Source organism: Klebsiella sp. WP8-S18-ESBL-06, assembly GCF_014169755.1.
In the GTDB taxonomy this organism is placed as follows: domain Bacteria; phylum Pseudomonadota; class Gammaproteobacteria; order Enterobacterales; family Enterobacteriaceae; genus Kluyvera; species Kluyvera ascorbata_B.
The window spans coordinates 4865835-4892265 of record NZ_AP022256.1; the positions used below are offsets into that span (position 1 = coordinate 4865835).

29 protein-coding genes are annotated in these 26431 nt (G+C 51.7%); 7 read left to right on the forward strand and 22 right to left on the reverse strand.

Features of this window, described 5'->3' with window-relative positions; genetic code table 11:
• Positions 1-3: 3 nt before the first annotated feature.
• Entirely contained in the window at positions 4-1401 is a 1398-nt protein-coding gene (locus H7R76_RS23230) for a carbohydrate porin (protein WP_106929311.1), read from the reverse strand.
• A gap of 354 nt (positions 1402-1755) precedes the next feature.
• The gene (locus H7R76_RS23235) at positions 1756-2304 is read right to left on the reverse strand and encodes a helix-turn-helix domain-containing protein (protein ID WP_106929309.1); all 549 of its coding nucleotides are present in this window, start codon (positions 2302-2304) and stop codon (positions 1756-1758) included.
• Positions 2305-2418: 114 nt separating this feature from the next.
• Between H7R76_RS23235 and H7R76_RS23240 the strand changes: the two genes are divergently transcribed.
• Together H7R76_RS23240 and H7R76_RS23245 are read left to right on the forward strand one after the other, a co-directional pair.
• A complete protein-coding gene (locus tag H7R76_RS23240; protein ID WP_413774323.1) occupies positions 2419-3069 on the forward strand; it encodes an AzlC family ABC transporter permease in 651 nt (216 codons plus the stop codon).
• Positions 3069-3392, forward strand: coding sequence for an AzlD domain-containing protein (locus H7R76_RS23245; protein ID WP_182934537.1), 324 nt, complete (start codon positions 3069-3071; stop codon positions 3390-3392). The genes H7R76_RS23240 and H7R76_RS23245 overlap by 1 nt, the downstream gene beginning before the upstream one ends.
• A gap of 41 nt (positions 3393-3433) precedes the next feature.
• Here H7R76_RS23245 and H7R76_RS23250 read toward each other — a convergent pair whose 3' ends face one another.
• The 12 genes from H7R76_RS23250 to H7R76_RS23305 form a co-directional block, all read right to left on the reverse strand.
• Positions 3434-3646 carry a YdgH/BhsA/McbA family protein gene (locus tag H7R76_RS23250; RefSeq protein ID WP_106929291.1) on the reverse strand — a complete coding sequence of 71 codons (213 nt, stop codon included), beginning with the start codon at positions 3644-3646 and terminating at the stop codon, positions 3434-3436.
• A 120-nt stretch (positions 3647-3766) separates the two neighbouring features.
• Positions 3767-4327 carry a P-loop nucleotide/nucleoside kinase family protein gene (locus H7R76_RS23255; RefSeq protein WP_106929304.1) on the reverse strand — a complete coding sequence of 187 codons (561 nt, stop codon included), beginning with the start codon at positions 4325-4327 and terminating at the stop codon, positions 3767-3769.
• Positions 4324-4761, reverse strand: a complete 438-nt coding sequence (locus H7R76_RS23260; RefSeq protein WP_182934539.1) for a PTS sugar transporter subunit IIA — start codon at positions 4759-4761, stop codon at positions 4324-4326. The genes H7R76_RS23255 and H7R76_RS23260 overlap by 4 nt, the downstream gene beginning before the upstream one ends.
• A gap of 9 nt (positions 4762-4770) precedes the next feature.
• Positions 4771-5040: a hypothetical protein gene (locus H7R76_RS23265; protein ID WP_106929300.1), complete on the reverse strand. Its 270-nt coding sequence runs from the start codon at positions 5038-5040 to the stop codon at positions 4771-4773.
• A gap of 60 nt (positions 5041-5100) precedes the next feature.
• Positions 5101-5943, reverse strand: coding sequence for a class II fructose-bisphosphate aldolase (locus H7R76_RS23270; RefSeq protein WP_106929298.1), 843 nt, complete (start codon positions 5941-5943; stop codon positions 5101-5103).
• Positions 5930-7297: a PTS sugar transporter subunit IIC gene (locus H7R76_RS23275; protein ID WP_106929296.1), complete on the reverse strand. Its 1368-nt coding sequence runs from the start codon at positions 7295-7297 to the stop codon at positions 5930-5932. Before H7R76_RS23275 ends, H7R76_RS23270 begins: the two co-directional genes overlap by 14 nt.
• On the reverse strand, positions 7290-7604 hold the full coding sequence (locus tag H7R76_RS23280; RefSeq protein WP_106929294.1) for a PTS sugar transporter subunit IIB: 315 nt from the start codon (positions 7602-7604) through the stop codon (positions 7290-7292). Before H7R76_RS23280 ends, H7R76_RS23275 begins: the two co-directional genes overlap by 8 nt.
• Positions 7605-7615: 11 nt before the next feature.
• Positions 7616-8596: a 6-phosphofructokinase gene (locus H7R76_RS23285; protein WP_182966609.1), complete on the reverse strand. Its 981-nt coding sequence runs from the start codon at positions 8594-8596 to the stop codon at positions 7616-7618.
• Positions 8597-8988: 392 nt separating this feature from the next.
• Positions 8989-9201: a YdgH/BhsA/McbA family protein gene (locus tag H7R76_RS23290; protein ID WP_106929291.1), complete on the reverse strand. Its 213-nt coding sequence runs from the start codon at positions 9199-9201 to the stop codon at positions 8989-8991.
• 322 nt (positions 9202-9523) lie between these two features.
• Positions 9524-9736 (reverse strand): YdgH/BhsA/McbA family protein, encoded by a 213-nt coding sequence (locus H7R76_RS23295; RefSeq protein ID WP_106929291.1) that lies wholly within the window; start codon positions 9734-9736, stop codon positions 9524-9526.
• A 128-nt stretch (positions 9737-9864) separates the two neighbouring features.
• Positions 9865-10659 (reverse strand): formate dehydrogenase accessory sulfurtransferase FdhD, encoded by a 795-nt coding sequence (gene fdhD, locus H7R76_RS23300; protein ID WP_374956754.1) that lies wholly within the window; start codon positions 10657-10659, stop codon positions 9865-9867.
• Between the two features lie 493 nt (positions 10660-11152).
• The gene (locus tag H7R76_RS23305; protein WP_182966611.1) at positions 11153-12178 is read right to left on the reverse strand and encodes a YiiG family protein; all 1026 of its coding nucleotides are present in this window, start codon (positions 12176-12178) and stop codon (positions 11153-11155) included.
• A 659-nt stretch (positions 12179-12837) separates the two neighbouring features.
• Here H7R76_RS23305 and fdnG point away from each other — a divergent pair.
• Genes fdnG through fdhE form a run of 4 tightly spaced genes read left to right on the forward strand, consistent with a single transcriptional unit; the run spans position 12838 to position 18361 of the window.
• Positions 12838-15888: a formate dehydrogenase-N subunit alpha gene (fdnG, locus tag H7R76_RS23310; protein ID WP_182929733.1), complete on the forward strand. Its 3051-nt coding sequence runs from the start codon at positions 12838-12840 to the stop codon at positions 15886-15888.
• Positions 15889-15900: 12 nt separating this feature from the next.
• Positions 15901-16803: a formate dehydrogenase subunit beta gene (gene fdxH, locus H7R76_RS23315; RefSeq protein ID WP_106929286.1), complete on the forward strand. Its 903-nt coding sequence runs from the start codon at positions 15901-15903 to the stop codon at positions 16801-16803.
• Positions 16800-17435, forward strand: coding sequence for a formate dehydrogenase cytochrome b556 subunit (gene fdoI / locus H7R76_RS23320; protein ID WP_006179126.1), 636 nt, complete (start codon positions 16800-16802; stop codon positions 17433-17435). The genes fdxH and fdoI overlap by 4 nt, the downstream gene beginning before the upstream one ends.
• The gene (gene fdhE, locus H7R76_RS23325) at positions 17432-18361 is read left to right on the forward strand and encodes a formate dehydrogenase accessory protein FdhE (RefSeq protein ID WP_106929284.1); all 930 of its coding nucleotides are present in this window, start codon (positions 17432-17434) and stop codon (positions 18359-18361) included. Before fdoI ends, fdhE begins: the two co-directional genes overlap by 4 nt.
• A 35-nt stretch (positions 18362-18396) precedes the next feature.
• On the opposite strand, the gene H7R76_RS23330 is transcribed toward fdhE, so the two are convergent.
• From H7R76_RS23330 to H7R76_RS23340, 3 genes are all read right to left on the reverse strand, one after another.
• Positions 18397-18768: a type II toxin-antitoxin system VapC family toxin gene (locus H7R76_RS23330; protein ID WP_106929282.1), complete on the reverse strand. Its 372-nt coding sequence runs from the start codon at positions 18766-18768 to the stop codon at positions 18397-18399.
• Positions 18765-19013 carry a ribbon-helix-helix domain-containing protein gene (locus H7R76_RS23335; protein ID WP_182968073.1) on the reverse strand — a complete coding sequence of 83 codons (249 nt, stop codon included), beginning with the start codon at positions 19011-19013 and terminating at the stop codon, positions 18765-18767. Before H7R76_RS23335 ends, H7R76_RS23330 begins: the two co-directional genes overlap by 4 nt.
• Positions 19014-19226: 213 nt before the next feature.
• Complete coding sequence (locus H7R76_RS23340) at positions 19227-20447, reverse strand: ISL3-like element ISKox3 family transposase (protein WP_000343760.1); 1221 nt, start codon at positions 20445-20447, stop codon at positions 19227-19229.
• 95 nt (positions 20448-20542) lie between these two features.
• On the opposite strand from H7R76_RS23340, the gene H7R76_RS23345 reads away from it, so the two are divergent.
• Complete coding sequence (locus tag H7R76_RS23345; RefSeq protein ID WP_182966613.1) at positions 20543-21454, forward strand: alpha/beta hydrolase; 912 nt, start codon at positions 20543-20545, stop codon at positions 21452-21454.
• Between the two features lie 23 nt (positions 21455-21477).
• Here H7R76_RS23345 and fabY read toward each other — a convergent pair whose 3' ends face one another.
• The 5 genes from fabY to typA all read right to left on the reverse strand — a co-directional run bounded on the left by fabY (position 21478) and on the right by typA (position 26314).
• Positions 21478-22419, reverse strand: coding sequence for a fatty acid biosynthesis protein FabY (gene fabY / locus H7R76_RS23350; RefSeq protein WP_181358030.1), 942 nt, complete (start codon positions 22417-22419; stop codon positions 21478-21480).
• Positions 22420-22463: 44 nt separating this feature from the next.
• Positions 22464-22901, reverse strand: coding sequence for a D-aminoacyl-tRNA deacylase (gene dtd / locus H7R76_RS23355; RefSeq protein ID WP_106929276.1), 438 nt, complete (start codon positions 22899-22901; stop codon positions 22464-22466).
• Positions 22898-23764: a virulence factor BrkB family protein gene (locus tag H7R76_RS23360; RefSeq protein ID WP_106929274.1), complete on the reverse strand. Its 867-nt coding sequence runs from the start codon at positions 23762-23764 to the stop codon at positions 22898-22900. The genes dtd and H7R76_RS23360 overlap by 4 nt, the downstream gene beginning before the upstream one ends.
• Positions 23758-24357, reverse strand: coding sequence for a glucose-1-phosphatase (yihX, locus tag H7R76_RS23365; protein WP_182966615.1), 600 nt, complete (start codon positions 24355-24357; stop codon positions 23758-23760). The genes H7R76_RS23360 and yihX overlap by 7 nt, the downstream gene beginning before the upstream one ends.
• Positions 24358-24490: 133 nt before the next feature.
• Complete coding sequence (typA, locus tag H7R76_RS23370; protein WP_106929270.1) at positions 24491-26314, reverse strand: ribosome-dependent GTPase TypA; 1824 nt, start codon at positions 26312-26314, stop codon at positions 24491-24493.
• Positions 26315-26431 lie beyond the last annotated feature (117 nt).

A 26431-nucleotide genomic window follows, 5' to 3' on the forward strand; every position in this document is an offset into this window, starting at 1 on the left:
TTTTTAGAAGTAGTATTTGAAGCGAACGCGCGCGCCGTAGCGATCGTCGTCGGTGGAGATTTCCTGGTCACTCTGAATTTTAGAGTAATAGGTCCCCAGGTAAATGTTGAAGTTCTGCATATTCATGACGTTCTTAATCCAGTAGGAGGCATGCACGGTATGAATATCGTAAGTGCCTTCCTCCTGAATAATGCAGCTATTCTCACAAACTACGCCTGCAAAATCGCTAATCTTGTTATGTGCGTAGATATAACCCACTTCGAAGTTTTTCCACCAGATGTTGGTGGCAGCAGTAAAGTCATCTTCGTTGTTCGCGTCTAAGTAAGCGGTGTTCAGGTTAAAGATAACGCCGTTATCCGGATCGCCTTTGGTATTATCCCAGGTCATGGTTAAACCATAGCCGGTACGGTCGGACTGATCGACAAACTCACCCTTACTGTTGGTATAGCCGTAGGCGTTGTTCACAACGTTTGCTTCCATCGCCGCAGAGAAGGAAAGTTCAGACGTCGGCTTCCAGTTCACTACCGGACGCAGATAAACAACGTTTTTCTCCTGTTCCATCTTACGACCGTGGTAGGTACGGCCATCGACTTTCACGTTGTCACCATCGGAAAACAGAGTGGTGCCGTCTTCAATCAACGAGTTCAGTTCGAAGTACCAGTCGTCAACCTGCTTACTCATCAGGAAGTTACCGCCCGCATCGGAACGACCGCGGCCTTCTTTCATCATATAGATGTAACCCTGGCCATCGGTGTACAGGTCGTTGGCGGTGTTCCCGGAGTGCTCAACGAAGGTATCCTGATTAAGCGGGAACATATCGGCGGCTTCGAAGCGACCGATTTCAATTTTCCAGTCATTTTCCTGACCGAAGTTAAAGCGCGCATCATCAAGATTCATGCTGCCGTACATATCCGCCAGCGGCTGGATAGAGAAGCCCGCGAACTGGCCGTTATCCATCTTACGCTTACCGTCGAAGCCAATCAGGATACGACCATCCATATCCCACGTTCCGATGGATTTATCTTCATTCAGCTTGGTGAGCGTGCCGCGGCGGCTTTCACCGTCCATGTTAAATTCCACGTCGCCATAGATTTTCAGATCGCCATAACCCGTTAACTGAAGGTTAGGCATTGCGGCATTTTTCTTGGTTTCATCAGCTGACGTTTGACCATTAACCGGCGTATTGCCTTGAGCGTCCTTAATTTCTTTGATTTCAGCCGCCTGCTGAACCTGCATATCCTGCACTTTCTGCTCGGCCTGGTCAGCGCGGCTCTCCGCCGCTTCCAGGCGAGATTCTAACTGCTCCAGCCGCTGTTCCAACGTCACTTTCGTTGTTTTAGCAAAACCGGTATTGGCCACTAATAATAATCCAATAGCAATTGCTAATGTTGATTTCTTCATTATTTACTTTCCTTGAAATAAAGACTCACTCCAAAACCCCAGAAGAGATTTCGTGCGCACTTGTATTACTGCGATGAATGTTTTTTATAATTTAATTACCAAAGGAAATGCTTCACAAATAAAACACATTCCATGACAAGCACGAGAACACTAGCTAATAAAGTTTAGTCCGTAAATAACGGGCATTAAAAGATCGTGAGCGAGATAACACTGAAAATGAAGAAAATAAACAAGACGGAAAGAAATATAATAGAAAATTATTTATTAAACTTAAAAATAAAAACAATGCATTATTTTCACAATGTATTTATTTAATATCTATGCAGTAACATGTATTACTGCATAGAGACGACATCAGTTCTGCTCAGCGACCAGAATAGCCATCGTATCGGGCTCCAGCGCCTTAAACAGGTGCTCTTCATCTGCGGGATAGCAAATGTAGTCCCCCGCATTCAGCTCCTCCGGCCCGGAGGTTAACCCCACCAGCGCCCTTCCCTGCGTTACGATAATATGCTCAATTGAGCCCGGAGGATGAGGATGAGAGACGCGATCGGCACCCGGCTGCGTAGTCAGCAGGTAAATATCACGCCGTGCGCCCGGCGGGCAGGTCGCCAGCAGCGTCGCCTGATAGTTAGCCTGCTCGGCAATCACTTTGGTACCCTCACCCCGCCGAATAACCTGCGTTTTATTCGGCTGCGGCTCCAGCAGCCGCGCAAACGGAATATCCAGCGCGACGCAAAGCGCCCATAGGGTCTCCAGACTTGGGTTACCGTTGCCTGCTTCAAGCTGCGAAAGCGTAGATTTGGCAATACCGGCACGGCGGGCGATTTCGGCCAACGACAGGCCGGTTCTGGCCCGCTCGCGCACCAGGCTTTTTGCAATCACGCTGATTGGCTGTGTCATACACAACTCCATCGTTTTATATATCGAACGTAACGTTCGCCTTGAACTACCACTTTGATTCGTTCATTATAATGGATATATCGTTCGATATGGTAAATTTACATGTCTGTAAAAATGTTCTCCTGCCTGAAAAGCAGCACGGTGAAAGCCATTTTTCTGGTCTGTCTGGCGGTCGGCGTCGTGGGCGTATCTTACGGCTCGCTCGCGATGGCATACGGTTTTCCGCTGTGGGTTCCACTGCTGCTCTCCGTTTCCGTACTTGCGGGCGCCTCTGAATTTATGTTCATCGGTATTGTGGCCAGCGGCGGTAACCCGCTGGCCGCGGCCGCAGCAGGGCTGTTGGTCAACGCACGGCATATTCCATTTGGCGTCACCGTGCGCGATCTGGTTGGCCGCCGCGCCGCCGGTTTTATCGGATGCCATATTATGAACGATGAAAGCGTGGTGTTTGGGCTGTCTCAGCCCACGCCCGAACAGCGAAAAGCGGCTTTCTGGCTATGTGGAATGGGCGTTGCGCTATTCTGGCCGCTGGGTGCACTTTTCGGCGCCGCAGTAGGCAAACTGCTGCCCGCCCCGGAAACAATCGGCCTTGATGCCGTGTTCCCGGCCATTTTGCTGGCACTGGTTATTTCCGCGTTTAAGAATCGCACCACGTTGATTCGCGCCTGCAGCGGCGCGGCTATCTCGCTCGCCTGCGTTCCTTTCGCCCCGGTGGGGCTCCCGGTGCTGCTTTCACTATTCGGTCTGCTGGCGAGGAAGAAATAATGGGCAATATGACGCTGTTTATCACCGGTATCGCCGTGCTTTCCATTGGCACCTATTTGATGCGCCTGGGAGGCGCAAAGCTGGGCAGCCGCCTGGCCTTTTCCGAACGCTCGCAGGCGCTGCTTTCTGATGCTGCGACGGTGCTGCTTTTCTCGGTCGCGCTGGCCACCACCTTCTATGAAGGTGAGCATTTCGCCGGCATGGCGCGGGTTTTAGGGGTTGGGTTTGCGGTATTTCTGGCCTGGCGTAAAGCACCGTTGATCGTAGTGATTATTGCCGCAGCCGCGGCCACCGCGCTGCTACGTCTGGCAGGTATAAACTAAAAAAGCGCCCCGAGGGCGCTCTTTCGACTGTGGCAAATCGCTTATTTGGTCAGTTCTGCCGTCATGTGCACGCGATTACCGGTGTATGCCTGGGTAATTTTGTATGAGCTTGCACCTGCCTGTTCAGCCTGAGCCGCAATTTTTGCTTCAGCACCGTCGATGGTGGAGGCGGTTGCGGTAACGGTCTGGGCAGCAAAAGTACCGAAGGAAGCGGCAAGAGCCATAACTGCGACAAAAGTTTTGATGCTTTTCATGATATAAACCCTTTCACTTAGTTGTTTGGATAAGGCGTTGTGCCTTGATGTGATAATAGTAGGCCACATCTTGCCCAACTAATAGCGGAAGGATTTGCTGATATCATTCAAATTAATTGATTAAATTTTACACGCCTCACGTTCGATCCATTGGTTAACTTCTTCAATATCCAGCGGCTTTTGCTGATCGACGGTCAATACCGCCCCCAGCCTCATGGGCTCAGCGCGCGCAGCCAGTTGCGCCAGTTCCGGTAGATACTCTTCGCCAGGGTGGCCAGAAAGACGTTGCTGTAGCCGCTGCGCATAGCGCGAAACCACCTGCTCAGGAGAGATCGCGTTCCAGATTTCTAATATCTTTTCTACCCCGGCCTGCTGCGTCAGATGCTGCAAAACCTCCCTTGGCTGAAAACCAAACCAGGCATCCATCAACCAGATGCAGCTGGCGGGAGATTGCCCGACTATCGACCACATCGCTTCATAAGCCGCACAACCCAACTGGCGATTAAAAGGCCGATCGATATCGGTAAAGCGTGCCATAAAGGGTTCTTTGATACCGTCGATAGTCAGCAGCGGCAACCCAAACGTTTCTGAGAGCTGGCGAGTCAGCGTGCTTTTCCCCGAAGCGGGAACGCCATTAACCAGAATCACCGTTTTAGCATGGGGTATAAGAGCTCTTTTCATAACAGCGCAATCACCTCTTCTTTCGAATGTGCCGAACGCAGTCTCGCCATTCGCTCGTCGTTATCCAGCAGCGCCACAATTGCCCGAATCCCCTCTTCAATATGCGCATTACTGTCCTGAGCACCAAACATAATCACAATGTCGGCAGCGTCGCTGTCAGCGAAACGAATGGGTTTTTCCAGTACGACCAGGCTAAAACAGTTACGCTTCACTCCGCATTCCGGGCGGGCATGGGGAATGGCTACGCCTTCCTCAAACACATAATACGCACCATGGCTAAGAGTATTATCAATAACGGCCTGGCCATAATCAGCCGAAATATAGCCTTTTGTCTCCAGCGGGCCAGCGGCCAGGCGGATGACCTGCTGCCAGTCCGACTCCGTCACGCCAACCTGTATGGCATCCGCCTCAATTAAGAGTTCTTTGATCGTCATAGCCACTCCCTAAATATTCCGACGAATAATATTCCGTAAATTATCGATGCGAATAAAAAGTGAATCTATCTGATTACGGTGTGATTGACTTTTCGCATATATCGGTAGCGCCCGGTTATAAACTAACATAAGTGCTTTTTGTATTTCGCCATTATCAGGATGGCCCTGTAGTTCATCCTCCAGCCGGTTTATTTCTGCTGCCAGCTGGTGAGACTGTTCATCATAATCCTGCGGCGGGCTATTTTCTTTTTTCCACAACGTTTTCAAAGATTCAAACATAGCGAGCTCCCCCCTGACGAACTACAGGGCAATAAGAATAGTTAACCAAAGAATAAGGCGTTATTTAAATAAAGCGATTTTTTCCATCAATACCTGTGTAACGGCATTATTTGCCGGGATTAAAAACTTCCTCACGCTATCGTTAACCTTGCCTTTTTCGAACGTGTTCTTACATTGATCAACCCATTGAACGTTCATTTCCGTTCCTACGTTCACTTTATTGATCCCTTCAGTGACGGCGAGCCGCATATCTTCATCACTCACCCCCGTACCGCCGTGCAACACCAGGGGCACGCCGGTGGCTGCGCTTATTTCTTTCAGGCGCTGATGTTGAATCTCGGCTTTGCCCGTATAGAGGCCGTGCACCGTGCCGACGGATACCGCCAGCATATCGACGCGGGTTTCCTCGGCAAAACGTTTAGCATCTTCCACCGTGGTAAAGCAGATATCCTCCGCCGCAACGGCTTTGCCGTCTTCAGAGCCGCCTATTGCGCCCAGTTCACCCTCGACGGTGATATTTCGCGGTCGCGCCATCTCCACGACTATCCGCGTATTGCCAATATTTTCTTCAAGATCAAGGTGCGAACCGTCGTACATAACCGAAGAAAACCCCGCATCCATGGCGGTTTCAATCGCGCTGATATCCGAACAGTGATCCAGATGCAGGCAGGTAGGCACGTTTTCACTTTCCGCCAGCGAAACAACGGCATCAACCAATAAGCGGTAACCAAGATATTCTGCAGTACCGGTTGAGATTTGAATCATTAACGGGCTATGACTCTTTTGTGCCGCCTTGAAGAAGGCCGGCAGCATTTCAATACAATGCAGGTTAAAAGAGCCGATTGCTTTGAAATTTCGTTCCTGCGCAATTTTCAGGATATCGTTGAAGTTATACAGACTCATGAACATTTTCCCCTTTCGGCTTAGCTGATTTGCCGTTTACGAACCATGCCAGTGCGGCGACGAAGACAATAAACAGTGCAACAAACAACCAGTTATTCTGGAAAGCATGGCCTAGCACCAGCCCTGAACTGATCACATCAGAATCGCTGAAGGTCACGCCGGTGAAACCATAACTCTCCAGCATCGGTACCAGAATGGCGGGCAGGAAGGTGATAAACAGGCCGTGTACAACGCCGCCAATCATGGCACCACGGCGTCCCCCCAGCGCATTACCAAACACTCCCGCCGTTCCTCCGGCGAAAAAGTTGGTCAGCAGGCCGGGTAAAATCATCGCCAGGCCAAACATCGGGAAGACCAGCATGCCGATGATGGAGCCAACCGTCGTCGCCAGGAAGCCAACAATCACCGCATTAGGCGCATAAGGAAACAGCACCGGACAATCAAGTGCAGGCTTGGCATCCGGGACGATACGCATCGCAATACCGCGAAACGCAGGCACCAGCTCATTGAGAAGTAAGCGCACGCCGCTGTAGAGAACAAAGACCCCAGCAACAAACTGAATGGACTGCATAAAGGCATACATCAGATAGTTAATGCCGTTGGAAAACTGAGCGATATAGTCAGGACCCGCCGCCAGCGCAGGGATGAGGTACATCGGTACCATGACCACCGCCATGGCGAGGTAAGTATCCTGTAAAAATTTGAAGTTATCAGGCAGCTCAAGGTCTTCAGTAGAACGCGAGCCTTTCCCAACGACCTTCGCCACCGCGGCCTGGACCAGATAGCCGATAGTACAGAAATGCCCCAGCGCCACGTCGTCTGAGCCGGTAATACGCCTGACTACCGGCTGTGCCAGCGCTGGCATTAATACCGCCATCACGCCGCCAAAAATGCCGCCGGTCAGAATCAACGGTAGCCCCGTCAGGCCGGCCTTATAGCCAATCACCGCGCCGATGGTCGCCATCCACAGCAGGGCCTGGCCGGTCAGGAAGATATATTTCAGCGGCGTCAGGCGCGCAATAATGATGTTAACGGCAAAAATAACCATTAACGTCAATGCGACTTCGGACCCAAGCTCTCGATTCGCCAGACCGGCAATAGCGGCAACATCGGTAATATAGCCTTTCATGCCAAAACCCTGGGTGAAGATATCATTCAGGAACGTTAACGTGGCGACAATAATGTTTATTCCCGCCATCATAATTAAAAAACCTAACAGCGTTTTAAACGTCCCTTCCGCCGTCTTGCCCGGCGATTTTTTCTGTAAAATCAGACCCAGCATTGCAATAAAGGCGATCAGTATCGAAGCCTGGCCGAGCAAATCTTTAACGATAAACTCAACGAAACTATTCATAATCGGCTACCTGTAAATTACGCTCATTTAAAAAAGCAACAATCTTTCTCTCAACCTCATCTTTGTCAGTCAATTTATTTAATATTACGACTCGTTTGATCTCTTCCTCACTGGCGTCAGCCGTTAAAATATCAGCAAACGTTTTCTGGGTCAGGATCATGTCAGACTTAAATGCGCCAGCCTCAGAAACAGTGGTATGTTCAATATGCGCAGGAATTTCCAGTTTTTTTAAGACAGCTTTCGCCGTCATTTCAATAGCAAAGCTTGAACCGAGGCCGCAGCCACATACGCAAAGAATTTTAAGCATGTAGGGTCTCCTCAAATAATATTGAGTTGTTTGGCAAGTTTGTAATAGTGTCCTTCGGTATCAACCAGACGTTTTTTCATACTAAGAAGATCGATCGGAATAGGTTTATTGCTGGAGTTAATAATAATGGCTTTATTTTTCATCCCTGATTGAATGCAACGTACCACCTCGCTGGCCATAATCGTACCCTGATAAATTTCTTCACAGGTAGGATCGCCGTTACGCAAGCCGTAGCCGACAATCGTCTTACGAATGCGTACGCCAATACGTGGTTCAAGCTGCTTGATCATCGTATCAATGGCGCCCTGAAATCCGGGGGAGTACTCCCGCGTGTAGCCTTCGGAGCATAAAATAATGACGCTATTCTGCTCTACCAGCTTTTGCTTCACGCGCTCGGCGAGCACATCCAGCGGTATTTGTGACTCCGGAATTAGAGCGATATCAGCATTACTTTTAATTGCAGACTGTAAGGTTAATTCACCACAGTAGCCCCCTAATATTTCGACCATAAATACGCGGCCAGGAAGTGCTCTTCCGGTGTTTCGCAGTCGTGAAACCTCCTTAATAATCTGCTCACAGGCAGTGGAGAAGCCGATCGTATAGTCACTACCGTAAACATCATTATCGATAGTCATGCCAACGCCAAAGCAGTTAATATCAAACTCGCTTAGCGTATTGAGAAATTGCAAACTTCCATCGCCTCCAGCCATGATCAGCACATCAAGACGTAATGATTTTATTTTTCTGGCAATAACCTCATATTCACTACGCTGAAGCTTACGACTGGTTCGCCCAGAAGCAATAATTGGAATGGACGCGATAGAGAAATCAATCAGGTCGCGCAAGGCAATCTCATGATGATTTTTTTCTAGCAGACCGGGTATCCCGCCATTAAATAGCGTGATCTGCGCATTGGCGAGCCTGGCAATCTGGAAAATAAAATTATTAATACCAGAGACATCTCCACCGCTAATGACAATACCAATTTTCATCTTCTGCCCTCACGCTTTCCCGTGAAAACATTTTTCCCTGACTTCAAGGTTCTTATTTGCAATGAAGATCACAAAATAAGGATAATTTAGACCCACTCAAACATTGACGTGTGCTCAATGGAGATGATTTTTGTGATTAAAATCTCATTTTAAAAGTGAGATCTTTTTAACAGTTATTATTTTAAATCTTTAATTATCAATGAGTTATTTTTGCAGATAATAACCATTATTTGCACAATGATTTAGCAAACCTGAAGGGGAAATATACGATAAAGGAAATGTGATAAATATCGCTTTTTTTTACGCAAAGGAGGAGGAGGAGACAAGCGCCGGCATGACGCTAGAAAAGAAAAAAGCGCCCCGGGGGCGCTCTTTCGACTGTGGCATATCGCTTATTTGGTCAGTTCTGCCGTCATGTGCACGCGATTACCGGTGTATGCCTGGGTAATTTTGTATGAGCTTGCACCTGCCTGTTCAGCCTGAGCCGCAATTTTTGCTTCAGCACCGTCGATGGTGGAGGCGGTCGCGGTAACGGTCTGAGCAGCAAAAGTACCGAAGGAAGCGGCAAGAGCCATAACTGCGACAAAAGTTTTGATGCTTTTCATGATATAAACCCTTTCACTTAGTTGTTTGAATAAGGCGTTGTGCCTTGATGTGATAAATAATAGGTCACATCTCGATCAACAAAAAGCGGAATGATTTGCTGTTCTCATTCAAATTAATTGATTTATTTTCACACATCGAACTATTAGTTAACATCTTCACTTCCAACCCCCCTTGTCGACGGACGGCAAGCGACTGTTGGTGGCACAAGCTGGGCTTAATCATTTTCAACCGCAGGCCAAAAGCGCCCGGGTCATTTGCATAACGCCCCGTCAGAAACAAAAAAAGCGCCCCGAGGGCGCTCTTTCGACTGTGGCGTATCGCTTATTTGGTCAGTTCTGCCGTCATGTGCACGCGATTACCGGTGTATGCCTGGGTAATTTTGTATGAGCTTGCACCTGCCTGTTCAGCCTGAGCCGCAATTTTTGCTTCAGCACCGTCGATGGTGGAGGCGGTCGCGGTAACGGTCTGAGCAGCAAAAGTACCGAAGGAAGCGGCAAGAGCCATAACTGCGACAAAAGTTTTGATGCTTTTCATGATATAAACCCTTTCACTTAGTTGTTTGGATAAGGCGTTGTGCCTTGATGTGATAAATAATAGGTCACATCTTGATCAACAAAAAGCGGAAGGATTTGTTGTTCTCACTCAAAAATACTGATTAATATTTAACCGCCAATTAAACGCTGCGGATGGGTATAAATCGTTGCCCTTCCCGGCTTACAGAACCCGACCAATGTCAGGTTGCAGCGCTCGGCCACTTCGACCGCCAGCGTGGTGGCGGCAGAAACGGCAAACAGAATTTCGACGCCGCACATGGCGGATTTCTGCACCATTTCATAGCTGGCGCGACTGGAAACGAGCGCCGCCCCCTTCTGCCAAAGCGCCCCTTCTTTTGCCCGGTGGCCCAGCAGTTTATCCAGCGCAACGTGGCGGCCAACATCTTCATGGCCGCCCACCAGCTCACCGGACGGCATCACCCACGCAGCCGCGTGAGTACAGCCCGTTTCACGGCCTACCGGCTGAACGTCATTTAAGTGCCTTAACGCCCAATCGAGATGGGCCAGATCGAAAGTCTGGCTAAACGGCAGCGGCTTGATAGGTTTGCCGATATCGTTGAGCTGTTCGACGCCGCACACGCCGCAGCCTGTGCGCCCGGCCAACGCGCGGCGGCGCTCTTTTAGCCCCATAAAGCGACGGCTGGAGAGCTCGATGCGAACCTCCATACCGTTACAAGCAGGCACGACATCCATACCGAAGATTTCACGCGGATGTTCAATGATGCCTTCCGACAGCGAAAAGCCAATGGCGAATGCTTCCAGATCTTTTGGCGTCGCCATCATGACCACGTGTGAAATGCCGTTGTAGACCAGCGCAACGGGAACTTCTTCAGCAAGAATATCCATGGTGGGTTGCATAATCTGTGGCCTTCTGAAGACGGTACGCTCGGCTGCGCCAACCAGCTGCAACGAGGTGTCGACTTCTTCATTAACATTAAACACGGCAAATACTCTGAACGGCGAAAAATAAGGGACGTCTATTCCATCACAACATGAGGGAATTGAGGCTTATTATGGATCAACTTTGTGGTGCAATAACGCACAATTGCAGTTTTTGCTTTCGGACCGTCGTCACAGTCACAGCAAACACCCTCTAATCACTTCTGTCTCTACTTGATCTACGGACTGACCACCATTGACCCGGTACACCTGATTACCAGTCCTGAAGGTGGAGTCGGGAAGGCGCATAGCGGGCTCAGGCAGGCAAAAAACCGTAATGGCGTGATAAAAGCGACTTGCGATTACGACAAAATAATAACCCCATTAAAAACACGGGGTTCAAGTCTAAGCGCCCGTAGGCGCGGCTTATCGCTTATTGGTTCGCTTCTGCGGTCATGTGCACGCGGTTACTGGTATAAGCCCGAGTAATTTTGTAAGAGCGGGCACCATTAGCACTTCAGTATTCACGCTCAAGGTGATGACTGTTATAGGTACTAATGAGTTCGTTATAAGCCTTAACCACTGACTGATATGAACCATCAACGAGATCGCCGCTACCGTCGCTTAACTGACCCTGCTCAAACTGGGTATAAGCGACTTTATCTCGTACACGACGAAGGCGTTTTTTAGCTTTCCCCTGGAATTTCTCCAGCTCGGAAATAAAGCCAGGGAAGCTGCGGTGCTTATCGATATTAGCTGTTACCTGCTCATTTAACTGCTGTGTATGGCTTTCAAATTCAGCAAGCTTTTTAGCAACTAATTCGACATCAAAAGAATCATCCACAACCGCATCATTAATATTTTCAGCTTCCTGCATCGTCAGAAGCGTATAATACTTAATGGATTCCCCCTCTTCCTTCTCGGTTACCTTAATTTCATTAACCGCATGCTGCTTACTCATCACGGTAATCTCACCAATATATTTCTGGGCAATAGAATCGAATTCATCAAACTGTTTTATAAAAGTTTTATGGAACTCTTTAGCGCCAGCAAAAGCGTCGTCCTTAAAATCATCCTGATCATAATATTTATTCATTTTATTGATCGTTTCGGCCAACGGCGCGGCTATCTTAATAAAGGCCAACGCTGCGGCGTCCAGAGATGCAAACGCAGGTTTTAATTCAGAGGCAGCTTTAATATCTTGACGACAATCTGCGATAACTGCTGGATAAACAGGTATTAATGGCGAAGGATCGGCTTCATTGCCTGTAGGGCCGGTGCGGAAGTCTTCGAACGTGTTTGCGTATCGATCAACAGCACGATAAATGCCATTCTGGAGATTATTATAACAATCGATATAAACATTCAGTTTTTGATTAAGCACGTCATTGCTGTCTACTGCCTCAGCCGGAGTTGATGACTGGTTTTCTACAGACGGCGTCCCCTGAGGGGCAAGCTCAGTTTCAGTTTTATTATCACAAGCCGTTAATCCGGTGGTCATCAACACGGCAATAATAATTGATGATAGTAAACTCCGTTTCATTATAACATCCTATAAATTAATAATATTGACAGTAAATATTTTAACCAAAAGGAAAATTAACGATACGTATTAATCACAATAAATTCTTAATTAAACTTTCATTGTGACTAATATAAAAATAATCAATAATAACCTACCACCAATTAATCTTTATGAATGGGTTTAAACCGTCAAACCGCCAGCGTGGTGGCCGCAGAAACGGCAAATAAAATCTCGACACCACAGCGCCATCTCGCCGCTAGATCGGCTGGAAACCCGCGACAATACGGGGTATCTATTCCACCACAGCTACGTGGGAACTGAGGCTTATTGTGGATTAAGTTAGTAGTGAAATAACGTACAACCTTGATTTATTTCGCCGCGCATTGCGCCAAACAGGCCAATAAAGGCAGAGGTAATCCCTTGTGGTTAAACCTGTTGATGCCGCGCTAAAGCGAAGTTTCATTTCGTCTGAATCGTGATCAACATCACAGTTCATTGTTAATGCCAGCAAAATCCATTCACCTGTCATTAACCGCATTGGAACAAGCCTACCGATATTGTGGTATTCTGATTTAAAGCCCTCCAGGAACTGAGGGCATCGCATTATTCAGCATCTTTGCCACTCGTTGGCGAAGAACAACTACAAGCAATGACAATGTCGAAACAAGGAGCTAACCATGCAGGTCAGCAGAAGGCAGTTCTTTAAGATCTGCGCTGGCGGTATGGCAGGAACCACGGCAGCAGCCCTGGGCTTTGCCCCAGGCATCGCACTCGCGGAAACACGGCAGTATAAATTGCTGCGTACCCGTGAAACCCGTAACACCTGCACTTACTGCTCTGTCGGCTGTGGGCTTTTAATGTATAGCCTCGGCGACGGCGCAAAAAACGCGAAGGCCTCAATTTTCCACATCGAAGGGGATCCGGATCACCCGGTAAACCGCGGTGCGCTGTGCCCGAAAGGCGCAGGTCTGGTGGACTTTATCCATTCAGAAAGCCGTTTAAAATATCCTGAATATCGCGCGCCAGGCTCCGACAAATGGCAGAAAATCAGCTGGGACGACGCGTTCGATCGCATCGCGAAGCTGATGAAAGCCGACCGTGACGCCAACTTTATTGAGAAAAACGATGCCGGCACCACCGTCAACCGTTGGCTGACCACCGGTATGCTGTGCGCCTCTGCATCCAGTAACGAAACCGGTTTTTTAACGCAGAAATTCACCCGCGCGCTGGGTATGCTCGCGGTCGACAACCAGGCGCGTGTCTGACACGGACCAACGGTAGCAAGTCTTGCTCCAACATTTGGTCGCGGTGCGATGACCAACCACTGGGTCGACATCAAGAACGCCAACCTCATCGTGGTGATGGGCGGTAATGCCGCAGAAGCACACCCGGTCGGGTTCCGCTGGGCGATGGAAGCCAAAATTCACAACGGCGCGAAGCTGATTGTGATCGATCCTCGTTTTACGCGAACCGCATCAGTGGCGGATTTCTACGCCCCTATTCGCTCCGGTACTGACATTACTTTCCTGTCAGGCGTCATGCTGTACCTGCTGAATAACGAAAAATTCAACCGCGAATACACCGAGGCCTATACCAACGCCAGCCTTATCGTGCGCGAAGATTTTAGCTTCGATGATGGTCTGTTCAGCGGCTATGACCCGGAAGCCCGTAAGTACGATAAAACGTCGTGGAACTACGAGCTGGACGAAAACGGTCACGCCAAACGCGATACCACCCTCACCCACCCGCGCTGCGTCTGGAACCTGCTGAAACAGCATATTTCCCGCTATACGCCTGACGTAGTTGAGCAGATTTGCGGTACGCCGAAAGCGGACTTCCTGAAAGTCTGTGAATACATCGCAGAAACCAGCGCTCACGATAAAACCGCCTCGTTCCTGTATGCATTGGGCTGGACGCAGCACTCCGTCGGCGCGCAGAACATTCGCACCATGGCGATGATTCAGCTGCTGCTCGGCAACATGGGGATGGCAGGCGGCGGCGTGAACGCCCTGCGCGGCCACTCCAACATTCAGGGCCTGACTGACCTGGGCCTGCTGTCACAAAGCCTGCCGGGCTATATGACGCTGCCAAGCGAGAAACAGGCCGACCTGCAAACCTACCTCGCCGCCAACACGCCAAAACCGCTGCTGGACGGGCAGGTGAACTACTGGGGCAACTACCCGAAATTCTTCGTCTCAATGATGAAGACCTTCTACGGTGATAAAGCAACGGCGGAAAATAGCTGGGGCTTTGACTGGCTGCCGAAGTGGGACAAAGGGTACGACGTGCTGCAGTACTTCGAGATGATGAACCAGGGCAAGGTCAACGGCTATATCTGCCAGGGCTTTAACCCGGTCGCCTCATTCCCGAACAAGAATAAGATCGTCGCGTCACTGTCGAAACTGAAGTTCCTGGTGACTATCGATCCGCTCAATACCGAGACATCAACCTTCTGGCAGAACCACGGTGAATCGAACGATGTCGATCCATCGAAAATTCAGACGGAAGTGTTCCGTCTGCCATCGACCTGCTTCGCTGAGGAGAACGGTTCTATCGTCAACTCCGGTCGCTGGCTGCAGTGGCACTGGAAAGGCGCCGATGCCCCGGGGGATGCGGTGACTGACGGTGAGATCCTGGCCGGTATTTTCTTGCGCCTGCGTAAGATGTACGCCGAAGAAGGCGGCCCGGTTCCTGAGCAGGTTCTCAACATGAGTTGGAACTACTCAACGCCGGAAGAACCTGCGTCTGAGGAAGTGGCGATGGAGAGCAACGGTAAAGCGCTGGCCGATATTATCGACCCGGCGACCGGTGCGGTTATCGTCAAAAAAGGGCAGCAACTGAGCTCGTTCGCACAGCTTCGCGATGACGGTACGACCGCTAGCGGCTGCTGGATCTTTGCCGGTAGCTGGACGCCGGAAGGTAACCAGATGGCGCGTCGCGATAACGCCGACCCGTCAGGCCTGGGTAACACGCTGGGCTGGGCCTGGGCCTGGCCGCTTAACCGCCGTATTCTCTATAACCGTGCTTCCGCTGACCCGCAGGGCAACCCGTGGGATCCAAAACGCCAGCTCCTGAAATGGGACGGTGCGAAATGGGGCGGCGTGGACATTCCGGACTACAGTACCGCAGCGCCGGGCAGCAACGTCGGGCCGTTCATCATGCAGCCGGAAGGGATGGGGCGTCTGTTCGCCCTCGATAAGATGGCCGAAGGTCCGTTCCCGGAACACTACGAGCCGTTTGAAACACCGCTGGGAACTAACCCACTGCACCCGAACGTGGTTTCTAACCCTGCCGCCCGTATCTTTAAAGGCGACAAGGAAGCGTTGGGCAAAGCGGAGAAATTCCCGTATGTCGGCACCACTTATCGTCTGACCGAGCACTTCCACTACTGGACCAAGCATGCGTTGCTTAACGCCATCGCCCAGCCGGAACAGTTTGTGGAAATCGGTGAAAAGCTGGCAGATAAGCTCGGCATCGCCCATGGCGATACCGTGAAGGTCTCCTCTAACCGCGGCTATATTAAAGCCAAGGCGGTGGTGACCAAGCGTATCCGCACGCTGAAAGTAGACGGCAAGGATATCGATACCATCGGTATTCCAATTCACTGGGGCTACGAAGGCGTGGCGAAGAAAGGCTTTATTGCCAACACGTTAACGCCATTCGTCGGTGATGCGAACACGCAGACGCCGGAATTTAAGTCCTTCCTCGTGAACGTGGAAAAGGTGTAACGGAGACGACCTATGGCTTATCAATCGCAAGACATTATCCGTCGTTCCGCCACTAACGGTTTCACCCCCGCGCCTCAGGCGCGGGATCACCAGGAAGAGGTGGCGAAGCTCATCGACGTCACCACCTGTATCGGCTGTAAGGCCTGTCAGGTGGCGTGTTCGGAGTGGAACGATATCCGTGATGAAATCGGCAGCAACGTCGGGGTGTACGACAACCCCGCCGATCTGACCGCCAAATCCTGGACGGTGATGCGTTTCTCGGAAGTGGAACAGAACGACAAACTGGAATGGCTCATCCGCAAAGACGGCTGTATGCACTGTGCCGATCCGGGCTGCCTGAAGGCGTGCCCGTCGGAAGGTGCAATCATTCAGTACGCCAACGGCATCGTCGACTTCCAGTCTGAACAGTGCATTGGCTGCGGCTACTGCATCGCCGGCTGTCCGTTCAACGTGCCGCGACTGAACCCGGAAGACAACCGCGTCTACAAGTGTACGCTATGCGTCGATCGCGTAACCGTCGGGCAAGAGCCGGCCTGCGTGAAAACGTGCCCAACCGGCGCTATCCACTTTGGCTCCAAAGAGGATATGAAAACGCTGGCGGGCGAGCGCGTCGCCGAGCTGAAAACCCGTGGCTATGATAACGCAGGTCTGTACGATCCGGCGGGCGTTGGCGGAACACACGTAATGTACGTTCTGCACCATGCCGACAAGCCGAACCTGTACCACGGCCTGCCGGAAAACCCGGAAATCAGCGCCACCGTGAAGTTCTGGAAAGGCGTCTGGAAACCGCTGGCCGCTATCGGCTTTGCTGCTACGTTCGCCGCGAGCATCTTCCACTACGTCGGGGTCGGTCCGAACCGTGCGGAAGAGGAAGAAGACAATCTGCATGAAAAAGACGACGAGGTGCGCAAATGAAAAGACGTGACACCATCGTGCGCTATACGGCGCCGGAACGCATCAACCACTGGGTCACCGCCTTCTGCTTCATGCTGGCGGCGATAAGCGGGCTGGGATTTTTCTTCCCATCCTTCAACTGGTTAATGCAAATCATGGGCACACCACAGCTGGCGCGTATTCTGCACCCGTTTGTCGGCGTTATCATGTTTGCGTCGTTTATCATCATGTTTTTCCGCTATTGGCACCACAATCTAATCAATCGGGATGATATCTTTTGGGCGAAGAATATTCGTAAGATCGTCGTCAACGAGGAAGTAGGTGACACCGGGCGTTATAACTTCGGCCAGAAATGCGTATTCTGGGCGGCGATTATCTTCCTGGTGCTGCTGCTGGTGAGCGGCGTGATTATCTGGCGTCCGTACTTTGCGCCTGCTTTCTCAATCCCGGTGATCCGATTTGCGCTCATGCTGCATTCATTTGCCGCAGTGGCGTTAATTGTGGTTATCATGGTGCATATCTACGCCGCCCTTTGGGTGAAAGGCACCATTACCGCGATGGTGGAGGGATGGGTTACCAAAACGTGGGCGAAGAAACATCACCCGCGCTGGTACCGTGAAGTCCGCCAGAAACAGGAAAAGTCATCTGAATGAGTATTCGCATAATCCCGCAAGATGAGCTGGGTTCGAGCGAGAAACGTACGGCGGAAGTCATTCCGCCGTTATTGTTCCCCAGACTCAAAAACCTCTACAACCGCCGCGCAGAGCGTCTGCGCGAGCTGGCAGAGAACAACCCGCTGGGTGATTACCTGCGCTTTGCCGCGCTGATTGCCCACGCTCAGGAAGTGGTGCTGTACGACCACCCGCTGAAAATGGATCTCACCGCGCGCCTCAAAGAAGCGAATGACCAGGGCAAGCCGCCGCTGGATATTCACGTTCTGCCGCGCGACAAGCACTGGCACACGCTGCTGCAGTCCATGATTGCCGAACTGAAGCCGGAAATGAGCGGCCCGGCGCTGGCGGTTATCGAGAACCTGGAAAAAGCCTCCGAACAGGAGCTGGAGCAAATGGCCAGCGCGCTGTTTGCCTCTGACTTCTCTTCCGTCAGCAGCGATAAAGCGCCGTTTATCTGGGCTGCGCTGTCGCTGTACTGGGCGCAGATGGCCAGCCTCATTCCGGGTAAAGCCCGTGCGGAATACGGCGAACAACGCCAGTACTGCCCGGTATGCGGTTCGATGCCGGTTTCCAGCATGGTGCAAATCGGCACCACCCAGGGGCTGCGCTACCTGCACTGCAACCTGTGTGAAACCGAGTGGCACGTGGTGCGCGTGAAGTGCAGCAACTGCGAGCAGAGCCGTGACCTCCACTATTGGTCGCTGGATAACGAGCAGGCGGCCATTAAAGCCGAAAGCTGCGGCGACTGCGGGACTTACCTGAAGATTCTGTATCAGGAAAAAGACCCGAAAGTGGAAGCCGTAGCCGACGACCTCGCCTCACTGGTGCTGGACGCGCGGATGGAACAAGAAGGGTTCGCCCGTAGTTCTATCAACCCGTTCCTGTTCCCGGGTGAAGGGGAGTAATTTCCCGCGTTAAACCGGGCTGTTTTTGGCCCGGTTTACAGCGCGTAGGGTAAAATCACGCCCGGAAGCCTCGCAAAATCCTTTGTATTACGCGTCACCAGTTCCCGGCGATGAACATGCGCAGTGGCCAGAATAATCGCATCGGGCAGCTTCATGCCGTACTCCTGCCGTAGATTCACACTCTGCTCAGCAATTTCTTCTGTCACACCAATAATTTCGAATGCGCTCAAGGCTATTCGCGTTCGCTGCTCCTGATGAAAGCGCTTTGCCCCTATCATGACCTCCATCCAGGTGATCAGGCTTATCGCATGTTGCGGAGGGTAGGAATCCATCGCCCGCTTCGCCTCCATCCGCCCGCTGAAGAGATCGATTAAAATATTGGTATCAAAAAGAACGGGTCTTTTCATCGCGGCCACTCTTCCCGAAGTTTTCTTTCATACTCAACGCCATCTTCTTCACACCCTTGCCAGATGCCAAGCGCGCCAGAAATAGTGAGCTCAGCCTGACTCTGCTTTTCAAGATATTGCTCAACGGCTTCACGCAGCAGTTCCGCACGAGGCAGATTTCGCTGCTGTTTAAGTATGTCGAGGCGCTTAATCACCTCGTCCGACAAATCGAGAAGTATTCTGCCCATGTCCCTTTCCACCATCATGCTCATATATGCATCAAGTATATCATCCATGCTCAATAAGCGAACAAGATACACACATTTTAAATATGGTTATAGACTGAAATTAAGAAATCGTTCGTTTTTGCGAGCCGCTATCCACAATCACTACCCCACCCAATTTCCCGTTTCCATTCGCGATAAACCAGGCTATAAAGCTGTATGTTTATGGGTCTTCCCCGATCATGGTGGGAAGGCTCAGAACGCCATATTCAGCTTTCCGTAGTGGAACATCACCCCCAGTTTAAAGCGCTCCCGGTTTCGGTATCCCCTGGCTTTTATCCTCAGCAGCCTGATCTTGCTGTTAAGTGCCTCCGCATTTCCGTTTGAGACACTGTGTCGCATCGCATTCAGGATCCCGTACAGCCTTTTTCCTATCGTTTTCGCGGCATTTTTCATCATGGGAACGTCACTGTTAGCCGCCAGCGCCAACCATCTCTGCCAGTCACTCCGTCTTTCCTCGCTCCATGGCCTGTTCCAGATATCCTTTGCCAGCTCTTTCAGCGCCCAGCACTGGCTCGTCAGCTTCATCTGTGCACGCAGCCACATCAGCTTTTCCTGCCGGGATTCGGTCATCCACTTATCGCTGTACTGCCACAGGAAGCGGGTTCCTTTTGCCTGGTGTCGGCTTTCAACAGGGAGGTGCGGATGTTCATTCTGACGGGTTTTATCAACTACCTCGCCCAGTTGCTTCGCCACATGGAAGCGGTCAAAGGCGATTTTCTCAACCGCACTGGGTAAGTGGATACGCGCTGCTCTTATATAGCCCGCGTTCATGTCCATTGAGAGCGTTTTGATAGCCAGCAACTGCCCATCAGTGAGCGTGCGAAGATAGCCGGCAAGACTCTCTGTGCCGCGATCATCCGTTAAGGCCAGCGCCCGACCATCGCGATCGGAGATCACCGTTATGTAACGATGTCCTTTTTTAAAGGCGACCTCATCCACATTCATATGACGGGCGGATAATGGCTTTTTTATCCGGGCAAGACCTCGCTTAACTGCCCGGGTCATAATGCCGTCAACCGCATTCCAACTGAGCTTAAGTTGCTTCCTGACAGCATCAACGGTGCTGATTTTCAGCCATGAGAGAACGAACGATTCGAATAGCAACGTATACCGGCTTCCGGGGCCAGCCCACGGAACAGGCAACGTCAGGCAGCCATGCTCCGGACACATAATTCGTGGAACATCGGCTTCAACAATAGTGGTGAACTGGCAGGTATCAAGATGGCGCCATTTACGATGACGGTGATCGTGAACAGAACAGGATTTACCGCAGGTCGGACAGGCTAGCCGGGTGTTTTCAGCGATCTCAATAGTGACAGTAACAGAACCGGCATTTTCATCGAGAGAAAGGGACTTTACCTGCCACGGATCGGACAGGTTGAGAATATGAGCGTAGAGGGACTTTTCGTCCATGGCGGTGACCTCTGGCGATTAAATACACCATTATCATGCCTTCAGCCACCACAACAAGGGAAGACCCATGTTTATACAGCGAAAAGGACATCATCATGGCATTGGAAAACGGCATTGCGCAGTTAGTTGCTGAGTTTATTGCGGCGGGTCGCCCTTCTTCACGCGAGCAGAATATTGATGACCGGAGGAAGGGGTATATTGCTAGCACGGCGCTGGCAGGGGAGAAAGAGATTCGCGTCAAATCAGAAGATATCGTGCTGGAAGGGATGACATTTCGCGTCATTTCGCCGCTAAATTCAACATCATCACTCCCCTGCATTCTCTACTTTCATGGCGGCTGTTTTGTCAGCGGTGGGTTTATCACGCACGACAATCAGCTACGTCAGCTTGCCTGGCACAGTGGATGCCGGGTGATTGCGGTGCAGTATCGTCTGGCACCAGAACACACTTTCCCCGCCGCTCACGATGACGCCGAGCGTGGCGCGAACCTGGTTTATAAATATGCTCAGCAGCTTGGTATCGACCGCCAGCATATCACGCTCGCTGGCGATAGCGCTGGCGGCCATCTGGCACTGGTCACCGCGCTACGCCTAAAAGCCAACGCGGCATGGACGCCGTCAAAGCTTATGCTGATTTACCCAATGCTCGACGCTACCGCCAGCTTTGCCAGCTACATCAGCAATGGCCAGGACTACATTATTACTCGCGATACGCTACTTTCAGGTTTTGAGATGTATCTGCAGGGAAACGATCCACTGGACCAGGAAGCTAGCCCACTCTGGCGCGACGATTTTAACGGCCTTCCGCCGGTGCATATCATTACCGCCGAATACGATCCGCTCCGCGATGAAGGTGAGGCGCTGTATGAACGGCTAACCCGACAGGGCGTAACCTGCACCTGCCTGCGCTATCATGGCGTTATTCACGGATTTTTCCAGCTTGGCGGCGTGAGCCAGGCGGCGCGGGATGCAATGGAGGATGTGGCCCGCAGGGTGGCAGGCCACTGAAGATAGCGAGGCTGGGAGATACCCTACTCCTCTTCGTTACCGCCTTCTTCGTACGACCCGAATGGCTTCGCAGGCAGCACGATATAGGTCCCCTCGAACACCACACCGGGGGTGTCATCGCCGAACAGCTCAACCTGCATCTGCACACGCGCTTTGCGTCCTCGGGCCAGTCGGTCCAGGTCGCCGCTAAGCGAGCCGAGGTCGGCAATGGCGGTCGGTTTACCGGCGATAGGTTTTCGATAGCGGATATGAGCATCGGCCAGAATAATAGTGCCGCCCAGGTGGCGCTCACGCAGCATCAGCCAGATAAGCCCCCAGCCGGTGAGTGTTGCCAGCGAAAAGAGGCTGCCAGCAAACAGCGTATGGTGCGGGTTCTGGTTGCCAGTTTCCGGCATGGTGGTAATGAATTTCTGCCCGGTGTACTGCTGGATGCGCACGCCCATCTTCTCGCTGAGCGGAATATGATCGTACCAGGCCTGCTGTAGCTGTGCACACCAGTCGCCGCGGTGCAGAATATCGTCCAGCGAGGCAACGGGTTTAATCATCAGGAAATGGCGAACGGGGGTGGTCTGCGGGGTAGTAATCTCCCCTTCGTTCTTGAATCCTAGCTTGGAAAAGAACGGCACGGCATCTTCACGTGCGCTACAGGTGACGCGTTTAACCCCTTCCTGACGCGCAACGGACTCCAGGGTCATCGCAATCAGCGTTCCCAGCCCTTTATCCTGCACGTCGGGATGTACGGCCATAAAGCGGATAGACGCTTCGTTATCCGCATTAATGTATAACCGCCCGACGGCGACCAGCTTTCCCTGTTCATCGACCACCATCTGATGGTGCGCCATGGCATCCCAGGCGTCGCGTTCGGAGCCTTTTGGCTGGTGCAGCGGTTTACGCAGCATTTCCCAGCGAAACTGATAGTACTCGTCTAACTCTTCTGCCGTTTGCGGTACTCGGAGATGGTACATAATCGCGCTCTCTTTTGCCCCCCGCGTTCTACCGGGAAGTGGGTTCATACCTGTAACCAGAATGTCACGGGGCCATCATTGACCAGCGACACCTGCATATCCGCAGCGAATCGTCCCGTTTGCGTGTGCATCTCCTGCTGGCGACAGCGCTGCACAAAGTACTCATAGAGCGCTTCAGCGCGGTCCGGCGCAGCGCCTTTAGAAAAGCTCGGCCGCATACCGCGTTCAGTATCGGCCGCCAGCGTAAACTGTGACACCACCAGCACGCTGCCTCCTGCCTGCTGAACGTTCAGATTCATTTTACCTTCGGCATCGCTGAAGATACGGTAGCCAAGCACCCGCTCGCACAGACGATTCGCTTTCTGTTCATCGTCATCTTTCTCTACGCCGAGGAGCACCAGTAGCCCTGGACCTATTTCCCCCGTGACCTCATCCGCCACGCTCACGCTGGCGCGGGTAACGCGCTGAATTAATGCAATCATGGTTCGTCTGCTTCTTGTTGTTCTGTTTTCAGTTTTCGGTATTCACCGAGAGTGACAGTTATTTCTGCGCCAAGCAAGACGATACACCACGTCCAGTAGACCCAGACAAACAAAATGGGGATCACCGCCAGCACGCCATAAATCAGCTGGTACGAGGGGAACGCGGTGATGTACAGGGAGAAGGCCTTCTTACCCAGTTCGTGCAGCAGCGCGGCGACCAGTGCCCCAATAACCGCATCGCGGTTCGGTACCTGGGTCGTTGGCACGATGCTGTAAAGCAGCCAGAAAGAGAGCCAGGACAGCAGCAGCGGAAATACGCGCAGCACATTATCGATAACGCCGTGCAGTTCGCTGGCCCAGCGCAGCGACAGTAAATAAGAGCTGATTGCCAGACTGACCCCGGCCAACAGCGGCCCGAGCGTAAGGATCATCCAGTAAACGGCAAAAGAATATACTTTTGGCCGTACGCGCTTGCTGCGCCAGATGGTATTCAGCGCGCTGTCGATGGAATACATCAGCAGCAGCGCGGTAACAATCAGCCCGCAGGCGCCCACGGCGGTCATGCGATTCGAGTTGGCGACGAACTGCTCGATATAGCGCTGAATGACGTCGCCCGTCGCGGGAAGAAAGTTAGCAAACACGAAGTGACGAATCTGCAAACTCACTTCAGAAAACATCGGGAACGCCGCAAACAGGGCAAAAATGACCGCCACCAGCGGCACGAGCGAAAGCAACGACACGTAGGCCAGATTGCCCGCCAGCGTCGTCATATTATCTTCTTCGATACGCCGCCAGAGGAATTTACTCCACGCCACCAGCGGCCGGGTATGATGAATACATTTTTGATGAACGGTTTTTAACATAACGACTTCATAAAATAGTCGGGCAGGGTTTCTCTCCCTGTGACCAGCACGCTGGTAATACCCAACTGGTTAGCACCCTCTATATTATCGGCGTTATCGTCAAAAAAGACCGCATCGGCGGCAGAAAAACCTTCCAGCTCAAGTACCCGTTGATAAATACGCGCTTCCGGTTTACGCATGCCCATCTCCTGAGAAAGATAAACATGGTCGGCAGCGGCATAGATTTGCGGATATTCATCCGGCCAGAACGTGGTGTGCAGCGCGTTCGTATTGGAGAGTACGACCACACAATGCCCCTGTTCCCGCAGCGTTTTCATGATATCGATGACTTCAGGACGGAGTTCAACAAATACCGCCTGCCAGCCGTGAGCAAACTGTTCATAGCTGAGCGGCAAATCCATGTCATGGCACATTGCCTTTGCGAAAGCTTCATCAGATATTTCACCGCGTTCGTGCTGGTGAAATGCTTCCCCCATGGTGAAGTTCTGCTTCAGCCGGGCCAGCGGTACGCGGGCAAGATCGCTCCACGTGCCCAAAACACGGTTGAAATCAATGTCGACAATCACATTACCTAAATCAAAGATATAGAGCATTTTTGCCTCCGTTCGCGCCGTGGAAATTTCACTCTAGCGGGAAAGTCGGGCTTTGACTATGAACAAACGCTCTCTATTTCAAAAAGAAAAACCCCGCCATAAGGCGGGGTTTCAGGTCGTGACAAAAGCGAGATTACTCTTCTTTTGCACCGCGCATTGCGCGACGACGATCGTTTTCCGTCAGGTGACGTTTACGGATACGAATAGACTGCGGCGTCACTTCAACCAGTTCGTCATCATCGATGAATTCCAGAGCTTGTTCCAGAGTCATACGAATTGGCGGAACCAGAACAACAGCTTCATCCGTACCGGATGCGCGCATGTTGGTCAGTTTCTTACCGGTCAGGCAGTTTACAGTCAGGTCGTTAGAACGGCTGTGAATACCGATGATCTGGCCTTCATAAACTTCAGCACCGTGACCCAGGAACAGCTTACCGCGGTCCTGCAGGCTGAACAGTGCGAACGCAACTGCTTTACCCTGGCCGTTGGAGATCAGTACGCCATTCTGACGCTGGCCCACTTCACCCTGACGAATATCGTCGTAGTGGCTGAAGGTGGAGTACAGCAGACCGGTACCGGAAGTCATGGTCATGAACTCTGAACGGAAGCCGATCAGACCACGGCTCGGGATCACGTAGTCGAGACGTACGCGACCTTTACCGTCTGGATTCATGTTTTTCAGGTCGCCTTTACGCTCGCCCAGTGCCTGCATGACAGAACCCTGGTGCTGCTCTTCGACGTCCAGCGTGACGTTTTCGTACGGCTCTTGTTTGCGGCCGTCGATTTCACGGAAGATAACTTTCGGACGGGAAACCGCCAGTTCGAAACCTTCACGACGCATGTTTTCAATCAGAACGGACAGGTGCAGTTCACCACGGCCAGAAACGCGGAACGCATCAGCGTCTTCGGTTTCGTCAACGCGCAGCGCTACGTTGTGCACCAGCTCTTTGTTCAGGCGGTCAAGGATCTGACGAGAGGTAACGAATTTACCTTCTTTACCACAGAACGGAGAGGTGTTAACGCAGAAGAACATAGAAACGGTCGGCTCATCGACGGACAGTGCCGGCAGCGCTTCGACGTTCTGCGGATCGCAGATGGTGTCGGAGATGTTCAGCTCACCCAGACCGGTGATCGCGATGATATCGCCCGCTTCCGCGAGGGTGCTGTCAATACGTTCCAGACCCAGGTGGGTCAGGACTTTACCGACTTTACCGTTACGGGTTTTGCCTTCGCTATCGATGATAGTGATCTGCTGGTTCGGTTTCACTTTACCGCGTTTGATGCGGCCGATACCGATGACGCCAACGTAGTTGTTGTAGTCCAGCTGGGAGATCTGCATCTGGAACGGACCGTCAAGGTCAACGTCCGGAGCCGGTACATGGTCAACAATCGCCTGATACAGCGGGGTCATGTCTTCAGCCATGTCTTCGTGATCCAGACCGGCAATACCGTTCAGCGCCGAAGCGTAGATGATCGGGAAGTCCAGCTGTTCGTCGGTCGCGTCGAGGTTAACGAACAGGTCGAAGACCTGATCAACAACCCAGTCAGGACGCGCGCCCGGACGGTCAACCTTGTTGATAACAACAATCGGTTTCAGGCCGTGGGCAAATGCTTTTTTGGTCACGAAGCGCGTTTGCGGCATCGGGCCATCGAAGGCATCAACTACCAGCAGCACGGAGTCAACCATGGACATAACGCGCTCAACTTCACCACCGAAGTCGGCGTGCCCCGGGGTATCAACGATGTTGATACGGTAGTCATTCCATTTGATAGCGGTGTTTTTTGCGAGGATGGTAATCCCACGCTCTTTCTCCAAATCGTTGGAGTCCATCACACGCTCTTGAGTTTCAGCACGTTCGTCGAACGTACCGGATTGCTGCAGCAGCTTGTCAACCAGGGTCGTTTTACCATGGTCAACGTGAGCAATGATGGCGATGTTACGCAAATTTTCGATCACAACTTTGCCTCGGGCATTAGAAATAGCGCGTTATTGTACACGGATTAATCGCACTACAAAACAGGATCACAGAGATCCTCCGCAAACAAGTATCGCAGAGTTTCTTTGTGATCGCTT

Coding starts and splice junctions, on each gene's coding strand:
- H7R76_RS23360 (WP_106929274.1), bottom strand. CDS start 23,764: ATGTTAAAAACCGTTCATCAAAAATGTATTCATCATACCCGGCCGCTG.
- H7R76_RS23255 (WP_106929304.1), bottom strand. CDS start 4,327: ATGAAAAGAGCTCTTATACCCCATGCTAAAACGGTGATTCTGGTTAAT.
- H7R76_RS23270 (WP_106929298.1), bottom strand. CDS start 5,943: ATGAGTCTGTATAACTTCAACGATATCCTGAAAATTGCGCAGGAACGA.
- H7R76_RS23265 (WP_106929300.1), bottom strand. CDS start 5,040: ATGTTTGAATCTTTGAAAACGTTGTGGAAAAAAGAAAATAGCCCGCCG.
- dtd (WP_106929276.1), bottom strand. CDS start 22,901: ATGATTGCATTAATTCAGCGCGTTACCCGCGCCAGCGTGAGCGTGGCG.
- fdhE (WP_106929284.1), top strand. CDS start 17,432: ATGAGTATTCGCATAATCCCGCAAGATGAGCTGGGTTCGAGCGAGAAA.
- H7R76_RS23340 (WP_000343760.1), bottom strand. CDS start 20,447: ATGGACGAAAAGTCCCTCTACGCTCATATTCTCAACCTGTCCGATCCG.
- H7R76_RS23305 (WP_182966611.1), bottom strand. CDS start 12,178: ATGAAACGGAGTTTACTATCATCAATTATTATTGCCGTGTTGATGACC.
- H7R76_RS23330 (WP_106929282.1), bottom strand. CDS start 18,768: ATGAAAAGACCCGTTCTTTTTGATACCAATATTTTAATCGATCTCTTC.
- H7R76_RS23245 (WP_182934537.1), top strand. CDS start 3,069: ATGGGCAATATGACGCTGTTTATCACCGGTATCGCCGTGCTTTCCATT.
- H7R76_RS23250 (WP_106929291.1), bottom strand. CDS start 3,646: ATGAAAAGCATCAAAACTTTTGTCGCAGTTATGGCTCTTGCCGCTTCC.
- yihX (WP_182966615.1), bottom strand. CDS start 24,357: ATGCTCTATATCTTTGATTTAGGTAATGTGATTGTCGACATTGATTTC.
- H7R76_RS23290 (WP_106929291.1), bottom strand. CDS start 9,201: ATGAAAAGCATCAAAACTTTTGTCGCAGTTATGGCTCTTGCCGCTTCC.
- H7R76_RS23285 (WP_182966609.1), bottom strand. CDS start 8,596: ATGAAAATTGGTATTGTCATTAGCGGTGGAGATGTCTCTGGTATTAAT.
- fdxH (WP_106929286.1), top strand. CDS start 15,901: ATGGCTTATCAATCGCAAGACATTATCCGTCGTTCCGCCACTAACGGT.
- fabY (WP_181358030.1), bottom strand. CDS start 22,419: ATGTACCATCTCCGAGTACCGCAAACGGCAGAAGAGTTAGACGAGTAC.
- H7R76_RS23240 (WP_413774323.1), top strand. CDS start 2,419: ATGTTCTCCTGCCTGAAAAGCAGCACGGTGAAAGCCATTTTTCTGGTC.
- H7R76_RS23280 (WP_106929294.1), bottom strand. CDS start 7,604: ATGCTTAAAATTCTTTGCGTATGTGGCTGCGGCCTCGGTTCAAGCTTT.
- H7R76_RS23335 (WP_182968073.1), bottom strand. CDS start 19,013: ATGATGGTGGAAAGGGACATGGGCAGAATACTTCTCGATTTGTCGGAC.
- H7R76_RS23230 (WP_106929311.1), bottom strand. CDS start 1,401: ATGAAGAAATCAACATTAGCAATTGCTATTGGATTATTATTAGTGGCC.
- H7R76_RS23275 (WP_106929296.1), bottom strand. CDS start 7,297: ATGAATAGTTTCGTTGAGTTTATCGTTAAAGATTTGCTCGGCCAGGCT.
- H7R76_RS23345 (WP_182966613.1), top strand. CDS start 20,543: ATGGCATTGGAAAACGGCATTGCGCAGTTAGTTGCTGAGTTTATTGCG.
- H7R76_RS23260 (WP_182934539.1), bottom strand. CDS start 4,761: ATGACGATCAAAGAACTCTTAATTGAGGCGGATGCCATACAGGTTGGC.
- H7R76_RS23295 (WP_106929291.1), bottom strand. CDS start 9,736: ATGAAAAGCATCAAAACTTTTGTCGCAGTTATGGCTCTTGCCGCTTCC.
- H7R76_RS23235 (WP_106929309.1), bottom strand. CDS start 2,304: ATGACACAGCCAATCAGCGTGATTGCAAAAAGCCTGGTGCGCGAGCGG.
- fdoI (WP_006179126.1), top strand. CDS start 16,800: ATGAAAAGACGTGACACCATCGTGCGCTATACGGCGCCGGAACGCATC.